This window comes from Zarconia navalis LEGE 11467, assembly GCF_015207075.1.
In the GTDB taxonomy this organism is placed as follows: domain Bacteria; phylum Cyanobacteriota; class Cyanobacteriia; order Cyanobacteriales; family Geitlerinemataceae; genus Zarconia; species Zarconia navalis.
Genome location: NZ_JADEXN010000158.1, coordinates 1 through 9,568 on the forward strand (window position 1 = coordinate 1; position 9,568 = coordinate 9,568).

At 47.7% G+C, this 9,568-nt stretch carries 5 protein-coding genes and 1 riboswitch; all 5 genes read right to left on the bottom strand.

Annotated elements, in window-relative coordinates; all coding sequences use genetic code 11:
- Positions 1 to 2 precede the first annotated feature (2 nt).
- A riboswitch (Glutamine riboswitch) is annotated at positions 3 to 89 on the bottom strand.
- Positions 90 to 227: 138 nt separating this feature from the next.
- Positions 228 to 884: a Uma2 family endonuclease gene (locus tag IQ235_RS10290; protein ID WP_264321381.1), complete on the bottom strand. Its 657-nt coding sequence runs from the start codon at positions 882 to 884 to the stop codon at positions 228 to 230.
- A gap of 129 nt (positions 885 to 1,013) precedes the next feature.
- Entirely contained in the window at positions 1,014 to 4,553 is a 3,540-nt protein-coding gene (metH, locus tag IQ235_RS10295; RefSeq protein WP_264321382.1) for a methionine synthase, read from the bottom strand.
- Positions 4,554 to 4,814: 261 nt separating this feature from the next.
- Positions 4,815 to 7,757, bottom strand: a complete 2,943-nt coding sequence (locus IQ235_RS10300) for an Eco57I restriction-modification methylase domain-containing protein (protein ID WP_264321383.1) — start codon at positions 7,755 to 7,757, stop codon at positions 4,815 to 4,817.
- A gap of 3 nt (positions 7,758 to 7,760) precedes the next feature.
- A complete protein-coding gene (locus IQ235_RS10305; protein ID WP_264321384.1) occupies positions 7,761 to 8,537 on the bottom strand; it encodes a hypothetical protein in 777 nt (258 codons plus the stop codon).
- A 187-nt stretch (positions 8,538 to 8,724) separates the two neighbouring features.
- Positions 8,725 to 9,528: a C-phycocyanin alpha-cysteine-84 phycocyanobilin lyase subunit CpcE gene (gene cpcE / locus IQ235_RS10310; protein WP_264321385.1), complete on the bottom strand. Its 804-nt coding sequence runs from the start codon at positions 9,526 to 9,528 to the stop codon at positions 8,725 to 8,727.
- Between the last annotated feature and the right edge of the window lie 40 nt (positions 9,529 to 9,568).

A 9,568-nucleotide genomic window follows, 5' to 3' on the forward strand; every position in this document is an offset into this window, starting at 1 on the left:
GAGGCGCGTTCCTTCGGGTTGTGTCCCTACTTCCGTCCCCAGAAGACCTGTCAAGGGGTCTTGCGATTGCTTTTATGGGGATGAACGTTTTGGTTTCTGTATTTATTGTTACTGTTTTTTATTTATTTGTCAAGATGGAGTGACAAAAATCGAGATCGACGATCGTTGAACTCTACCCTTTTTATTCGTACTGTATCGAGTCAAACGCGAGGGTTTCTCCTCCAGCATCACCCGTAACCCGCATTCACCCACTCGCGAAACGCTCGAATCCAGCTTGTTTCCCCCATGGTTTGACTCATCTCCAGAAAACGAACGATCGCATCCGGTGTCATTTGAGGAAAGGTCGGCGATCGATCGCAGGTTCGGTAAGTTTTGTCTTCCAAGCGGTAGATAATGACATCGCTGCCGTCATACCGCCAGAGTTCCGGTACGCCTAGATCTGCGTAGATTGCTATGCGATCGAGGGAACTGCTGCTAATATCGATTTCGATGGCTAAATCCGGTGGCGGATCGCGATCGAAGTCTATTTCTGTTTTGCCTCGGACTGCCGGTTCGTTTTGAATGTAGTAACATTGGTCGGGTTCTAAGCCGCGTTCTAAATCCCGACGCTTGCAAGTCAAAGACCCCAAACTGCAAATCTCGATATTCGATTCTTCGGTGAGGGTTTCCACCATACGACCCGTCAATTTCTTAGTTCTTTCGTGAGGAACTAAAGGGTTCATAATTTCCAAGCATCCTCGATCGTAAGTCAGTCGCAATCCCGGTTGATTTTCGACATCTCGAACCAACGCTTCGTAGGTTTGCCAACTGACATTTTCCAGAAGAACGCGATCGGGTGTAGGTTGGGGAAATAAATTGTGAGTCCGGTCGATCGTTGTTGGCATTGTTACTTGAGTTGTGACCGATAGGATGCGGTAAGATGCGCGATTATGGCTGAAAATATTGCCGTTTATTAGACCTTCAAAATCCGTCGTAACACATCATTTATCTTCGCGATCGAGCTGACACGCTAATTACGCCGTGAAATACTTCGCCACAGGATGATAGGCAATAATCGCCGTTGTGGATTGTTCCGGATACAACTGTTCGCTTTCATCCATATATAGATTAATGCGATCGCATCCCAACAACTCCAACTGCTTGTACTGGTCTTGAATATTCGGACAAGCCGGATAGCCAAAACTATAGCGAGAACCTTGATACCGTTGCGCCAAAATATCGCGAATGTTATCGGGTTCGATCTCCCCAAATCCTAACTCGCGACGGATGCGCGCGTGTACCCATTCCGCCATCGCTTCGGCAACCTGTACCGCCATCCCATGGAAGTATAAATAATCGGTATATTCGTCCCCGTCGAACAGTTTTTTGGCGTATTCCGTGGCAATTTCACCCACCGTTACGGCGTGCATCGGGAAGACATCAATTTGTCCCGTTTCTTTGGGGGCGAAGAAATCGGCGATACACAGGCGGCGCATGGATTTTTGTCGGGGGAACTCGAAGGTGACGATGGGTTCGGTGAGGTTGCCCGATTCGGCTTCTTCGGGTTTGTAAAGGTGCAAGGAATTGCCTTCAGATTGACAGGGGAAGTAGCCGTAAATGGCTTGGGGATGTAACAGATTTTCGTCAATGATTTTCTGCTTCCACCGCTCTAAAATTGGGTGAACTTTTTCTTCTAAAAAGCCGTTATATTCTTCCCGAGGTTGGTCTTTCGGTTTGCGGAACTGCCACTGTCCGGCGATGAGGGCTTGTAAGTCCAAATAGCCGTATAATTCGACCAGAGGCATATCTTCGGGTTGGAGGATTTTAGGGCCCCAGAATGGCGGTGTGGGACGATCGATCTCGATATCTACCGCATCCGATCGCCGGGTATCGATGACCACCGGTTCTGCGGCTTTTTTAGGATTTGATTCTGAAGGGCGATCGCTACCATTTTTAACGTGACCGTTCCCATTGGTTTCATCCAAAAAGCCTTTCAAATCGTCCCAATTATTTGCCGATTTCGCTGGCATCAACTTATCCATAAAGTTGAGATCGGAAAAGGCATCTTTCCCGTAGACAACTCGACCGTTGTATGTATCTTGGCAATCTCGATCGACAAATTTGGGCGTTAATGCAGCGCCCCCTAAAATCACCGGCACGGTAATATTTTCCTGATTGAAGGTTTCCAGGTTATCCTTCATAAATGCCGTAGACTTCACTAGCAAACCGCTCATCGCAATACAATCGGCATTGTGTTCTCGGTAAGCCTTAATAATATTCTCAACCGGTTGCTTAATCCCCAAATTAATCACCCGATAGCCATTATTCGACAAGATGATATCCACCAAGTTCTTGCCAATATCGTGAACGTCTCCTTTGACTGTCGCAATGATAAAGGTTCCCTTGGCACTATCCTCCGCTTCATCTTTCTCCATATACGGCTCTAAATACGCTACTGCCGCTTTCATCGTTTGCGCCGATTGCAATACGAACGGCAGTTGCATTTGCCCAGAACCGAACAGTTCCCCCACCACTTTCATCCCATCGAGGAGGAAAATGTTAATAATATCGAGGGGGGGATGTTTTTCTAGGGCAATTGCGAGTTGTTCTTCCAAGCCAATCCGTTCGCCATCGATAATATGGCGGGTGAGGCGTTCTTCTACTGGCAGGTTTTCATCGACGGTGCGATCGCGTTTTGTGGTTTTTCCTTCAAAGAGTTTTGTTAACTCCAGCAGGGGATCGTAGCTACAGGCTTCCCCATTAAATTCTCGCTGGTCGTAAATCAGTTTGCGGCAGACATCTTGATGGTCCGGCTCAATTTTTGCCAGGGGTAAAATCTTGCTGGCGCTGACAATTGCCGAATCCATTCCCACCTGCATCGCTTCGTGGAGAAATACCGAGTTGAGGACTTGCCTCGACGCGGGATTTAAGCCAAAGGAAATATTAGAAACCCCTAAAATAACGTGGCATCCGGGCAACTCTTCTCGAATCCGCCGAATCGCCTCAATGGTCGCTTTGCCGTTGGCGCGGTCTTCTTCAATCCCCGTGGAAATCGGCAGCGCCAAGGGGTCGAAAAAGAGTTCTTCCGGGCGAATGCCGTACTCTACCGTGGCATCGTAGGCACGCTTGGCAATCTCGAACTTTTTATCGGCCGTCCGCGCCATCCCGTCTTCATCGATAGTTCCGACGACAATCCCCGCGCCGTACTGCTTCGCCAATTCCAACACTTTATAAAACCGGGGTTCGCCATCTTCGTAGTTGGTGGAGTTGAGCAAACACTTACCCCCCGCCACTTTCAGCCCCGCTTCCATCTTCTCCCATTCCGTGGAGTCGAGCATCAGGGGTAAGTTAACGTTGGTCACCAGCCGCGATGCCAACTCGCCCATATCCCGAACACCATCCCGTCCCACGTAGTCTACGTTGACATCGAGAATTTGCGCCCCTTCTTTCACCTGAGACTTTGCCAAGGCCACCAGTCCATCCCAATCTTCGGCATTCAGCAGCGTCCGCGCCTTCTTGGAACCGCTGGCATTGAGACGTTCCCCGACAATCAGGAAAGAGTTGTCCTGTTCGTAGGTTTGAGTACTGTAAATGGAGGCGGCCGACGGTTCGTACTGGGGTTGGCGTTCCTTGGGGGTGAGGGTTTGCGCCATCTCGGCGAGTTGACCGATATGTTCGTAGCGCGTCCCGCAACAACCGCCGATAATCTGCACTCCCAAATCTTCGACGAAGTGCATCAGCGCCATGCGCAACTCCATCGGGGTGAGTTTGTAATGGGCCTGTCCGCCAACATTTTCGGGCAGTCCGGCATTGGGAACGCAGGAGACGATGAAGGGGGAATGTTCCGAGAGGTAGCGGATGTGTTCCTTCATCAAATCCGGGCCGGTGGCACAGTTGAGACCGAGGATATCGATGTTGTAGGGTTCGAGGACGGAGACGACGGCGCTAATTTCCGAACCCACCAGCATGGTGCCGAAGTTTTCGATGGTGACCGATACCATAATTGGCAACCGCGCGCCTTTTTTGGTATAAACTTCTTCGATCGCATTTAAGGCGGCTTTGATTTGCAACACGTCCTGGCAGGTTTCCACCAGCATCAAATCCACCCCACCATCGTAAAGTCCCTCCACTTGCACCGCGAAGCCGTCCCGCAGGCTGTCGAAATCGATATGGCCGAGCGTTGGCAGTTTGGTTCCCGGCCCGATGGAACCGGCGACGAAGCGAGGTTTTTCGGGGGTGGAGTATTCCGTGGCGAGGCGTTTTGCCAGTTCAGCGGCGGCTTTGTTAAGTTCGTAGGCTTTGTCGGCTAAGTCATACTCTGCCAAGACGATAGGAGTCCCGCCGAAAGTATCGGTTTCGATAACATCCGCCCCGGCTTCTAGAAAGCCGCGATGCACGGTTGCTACCGCTTCGGGGTTGGTATGGATGAGGTATTCGTTGCACCCTTCGTACTCCGCGCCGCCAAAGTCCTCGGCGGTGAGGTTCTGCACTTGCAGGTTGGTTCCCATCGCACCGTCCAAGACTAGAGCCGGACGATTTTCGCTGTGGAGTCGTTGCAAGAAGGGGCTATTCATGAGCGGTTACGGAATATGTGAGGAACGAATTGGTTTTTATTTTATCTCAATGCTTGGGAGAACCATCTCTGAGGCGATTCGGTGCTTGAATCAGGGAGGACGACAACCCAACCTTTGCAACGCATACGAGTCTCCTCAACGTAGTCGCTGAGTTCTCTAGGGAGGATGGGGGGACTCCGCACGATCTTCATCCATAGAGTATCGTGCCGTTGAGAAAGCGGGATAATCGTACTTAAAATTCGATTTCCCTGCTGAAATTGGCTATCGAGCTTTCGTTACGAATAACTGATATGTTTCGATCGCCTTTACCTTAACCAATTCCGGCACTTTGGGAAAGGTTGACAGAATGAAGTGAAATTCAGCTTCTGTCAAGCCGTAGAGATGGGCGACGATGGCATCGAGTTCGGCTCGCAGTCTGGCGCGATGGGCTTTTTCGGTGACACCGCATTCGTGGGAACCCAACCCCACTTCCCGCGCGAGTTCGTCAAATTCCGAGCGCGTACAAACTAATTTTGCCGATCGCTCGACAATCTGTTGGAAGTACCGATCGCTCGCGCCAATTCTCGGTAGCCGAAGTTGGGAAAAATAAAATAAGCTTACTCGATCTACGAGGATTTTTCTCAAGTAAAAGTCTAAAACAAATGAATTGAGAATTGCAAGAATTGCCAATTTTTCTGCTGGAGTTGGAAACTTTAACCCATTGGGTTTGGCAACGAAAAGTGACTTATCGCATTGCGTATTCTTGGGCATGAGGGTGGCGATCGATGTTCTGGGATCGCTTTTTCGAGTATTGGATTTGATGACTAAGCAATACTCTCGATCGTTTAATATATTTTCTCGATCGAGAACCTCCCATGGTATTGTCGATTTCACCCGTTCTTTATTATAGGAAAAGGGTTCGATCGCATTTGCATTGTATATTTTTATTTGATTTTCTCGTTCGGGTTTTAAATGAAAATCCCTTGTTTCTTTGAGTGTTAAAAATTTTCCCCAGGTAAAATTCCAACTTTGCTCTTGAAGAATGTCGATCTTCAAAAAATAATTGACTTTTTTAATTACTTCTAGTTCAATTTCTGTCTCAAAATCTAAAATATAAAACAAATTGGAGATTGCATCTCTCGATCTAGAAATATCAATTGTAGCTTTAGATTTATTTACTCGATCTTGAATTCTTCTAAGGTGTTGTACGTTATGAAAAATTTCAATTTTTTGAGTTATTCCATCTTTCTTAAATTCTAGTAAAGATAAATGAGCATCATCAGATAAGCGATGTAAAAAATCTAAATCTCGATCGAAGGAGATAATGCATCCGAGCTGAGTTCGGTTGAAAATCATCTCTCGCAGTTTGAGAGATTCTAAATCTTGATAGAAGCGATATGGAATGACAAAGGCACAGTAACCTCCCGTTCGTAAAATTTGAAAGCTGAGTTCGATAAATAAATGATATAGATAAAGATTATTTTGGATTTTACGATCGAAAATCGTGACCGTTTGGCTTTGGTATCGATCGGTCGATCGATAGTACTGGCTTACGGAAGAATACCGATCTTTAAACTGTCGCCATAAAGCGGAAATTTCTGAATCTTGAAAAAATTTTCTGCGATCGAATTTTGAGTTTCGATCGATGATTTTACGCTCGATAAGTAAATTTTTATGTTTAGTGATAAAATATTTTAAATCGGGCTTAAATTGTTCCCAAGGCGGATGAGTTATAATTACATCGAATCCCCCTCGAACTTCAAGAATATTGTTAAACTGATATCCCCAGTGAAATGGCTTTAATGCTTGAATATCTGCCAATGTCAGCAATCTTTTGTTAGGTTTTCCCTCAAGCTGAGACTGTTGGTACTGAATTCCCAGGCGGAGACTAAACTCATCGAGTAGCAATCGATCGAGTTTCTGTTGCACTTTTCCATCGACATCGGCAATTCGATCGCGCAAGAACTGTGGATTCGTCTGTTTGGAAAGATTCTGCGCTTCTTGCAAAATTAAAGATTGTGCTTTGTACTGTTCGATGCGAACATTTTTTTCTCGTAAAATTTTGCGGTAGCTATGGGCAACCAGCGGCTGAAGTAAGTTGCCCTGCTGGTGTTCTCCTACGGCATCGAATCCCTCTTCATCAACACGAATCCATCCCACGAGAGAATTTCCCGCCATTAGATTAAAATCAAGATTGGGTAAGCTTTCGAGTTCTTCGATCGATTCGATCGCTGCCATGAATACCAAACACAAACGCAACTGGGTTATTTCGATCGCCTCTTCTCGAACATCTATGCCGTAGAGGTTGTCTGTCGCGATACGTCTTCCGATCTCGTAGGATAGGGAAGGATGCTCGGTTTCAAGTTTTCTGAGCCATTGCTTGTCAGCGCGATTGCCTTCCCGACGAATTATTTCAATCGCCGCGACGTACACCGAGAACAACATTTTCATCGCTGCTAGCAACAACGTTCCCGAACCGCACGCCGGATCGAGTATCGACAGACTGGGGAGAATATTGCACACCAACTCGCCACAAATTTGAGGATCGAGTTGAATCACCAGTTCGTTGAAATCTTCAAAGTTGCGATCGAAATCGGTATTCACGCGATCGACAATTGCTTTGCCAACGGTGCGATCGCACAAATATTCAGCTATTTCTGGTGGAGTAAAATACGCACCCAACCGATCTCGGTTAATATACTGCTCGAATACGTAACCCCAAAGTTCCGGGGTGATTTCCCGAGGGTGATGAGATACGCCATCGTACAAACGCCATTCATAGCTGCCAAACCACTCGCAAAGTTGCTCGAATGCGCCATCGGAAATTTCAATGTTGGGATACTGCCGTTCGAGAGAATGCAATCGAAATAGATTTCCATTCCAGTAAGGAAGATTACCGACTAAAGCACGAACGGTGATATTTCTTTCGAGTTCGGGCTTTGCCAAACCTTCAAAAAATAAAGCTTGCAAAAACTCACTAAAAAAGCGATTTTCTCCCCGCAATTGACTCTGTCCGAGTTTATTTTCCAGATAATGGAGATCCCCATTATCCAACCATCCCCGACACTGTAAAAAATAAATGGGAATTAGACGATCGAACAGAACAGAGGTATACCAGCGTCGATCGTCCTCTCGATCGAGTCCTCGGATACCTTGAAACAAGGCAAGATGCTCGGCTTGGAATTCCTGAAAAAATTGCTCGATGCAACCGAAATCCGGAGCCACTCTTCAATCCTCCTCGACTTCAGTCTCGCCGAGCTTTGACTCGATTAGGTTTTGCACGAACTCGTATTGGTTGAACTCCTCATTTCCCTGCCATCGAGCTTTAGCTTCCATATGCCGCAAACCTAATATTAATTCTAGCCAACCCATCCCATCTTCATAAAAATTGGGATAAAGTTCTTCGATTTCCGGTAATGGCTGTTTTGACTTCTGGGCAACATAATCCGTCAATGCATTTACACGATCGTCTTCCTCTTCGTACTCGCTCGAAATTTTTTCGACCTGGGTTTGAAATTCTTGAATATTAGGAACGTACACATCATCGCGATCGAAGAAAACATCTAAACTTTCAGGTAACCGATCCTTTTTTTGAGAATATTGACGAATTTCATCGATATTGAACAAACGATTGACCACGCGCAGCTTTGCGATCTTGGCCGCGCGTCGATTAATGCGCCGATCGAAAAACCGAACCGCTTTGAGAAGTCGATCGAAAGAATCTAAATCGAGAATCAGTTCTCGATCGCCCTGAAAGCGAAAAGAGCCAATCACCAGGGGACGAATTGATTTAGGAATGGCATTATAAGATTCTGCAAATTTCAACCGTTTGGTTTCGTTTTCGTACAACCAAAACCAAGCATCATCGTCGCGCTCGAAATACATACAGCGAAGCTTATTAAAAACACCGAGAACGGTTTTGGCATTAGTCACGTCAAAATAGACTCTTGCCGGTTGATAGGGTTCCCCCGTTCGAGTCACGACCAATTGTTTTGTAGAATCCATATTGAATCATTAATAATTGACATTTAATCTGGATCGGAAGCTCAGATCGAAGCCGGTTGAATAACCATAATTAAGGACGAGGGCTTCGGGGGTAGGGGAAGAGAATGGACAATTGAAAATGGGTCAGTTGCAACGCTCTTCCCCCTCTCCCTTGTCTCCCTTGTCTCCCCATTCCCTCTTCCCTCTTCTATAACAAAGAATCCATCAGCGTCATCATTTCGACGGCTCGATCGCCCAATGCCACATTCTCGAAAGTCGCACTTTCCTCGCTGGCATCGATTAAATAGCGTTCGAGTATACCTTTGAGGGCGATGAGTTTCAGACTGTTTTCGGCTAAGGTTTCGGATACGGGAACGGCCGCTCGCAGATACCCGATCGCTCCCAAATCCATCAAAGCCGAGCGACGCAGTTGCAAATCCGGGCCTTCTAGAGCCTGCACCAGCCGCTCCCCGTACTTTTCCTCACCGGTCAACTGATACATGGCCCGAGCCGCAGCGTACTGCACCCGCTCCACGGGATGCTCTAAAAAGGCAGCGATCTCGGAGGTCGCCTCGATCGCGTTCAGGGTTCCGAGAGCTTCGATAATCGCATCGTAGGGCTGTACCAGGTGGGGTTTTCCCGGTACGGGAACCGCTGCGGCCACTCCTCCAGCCAATAGCTTTTGCAATGGGGGAACCGCTCTGGTATCCGACAGCATTTCCAGGGCTTGGGCGGCGGATTCGCGCACGTAGTAGTCGGGGCAGTCCAAACTTTGAATCAACGCCGGTACGACGCGCTCGTCGCCCAGTTTTCCCAAGGCTTTGGCGGCGTTGCGCCGCAAGGGATATCCCCCATCGGGCGATCGATCTGCCTCATCGACGAGGGCCCCGAGTAAGGCATCGATGGCGACCGGTGTGCGGACTCGAAACTTTCCCAACCACCAAGCTGCATAATAGCGAATGCCGAGGTCTTCTCGTTGTTGCAAATTAGCGATCGCTTGCTCCACAGTCATCGCTGGGGCGTCGGGACTGGGTTCGTTCGGGGTTTGGGGC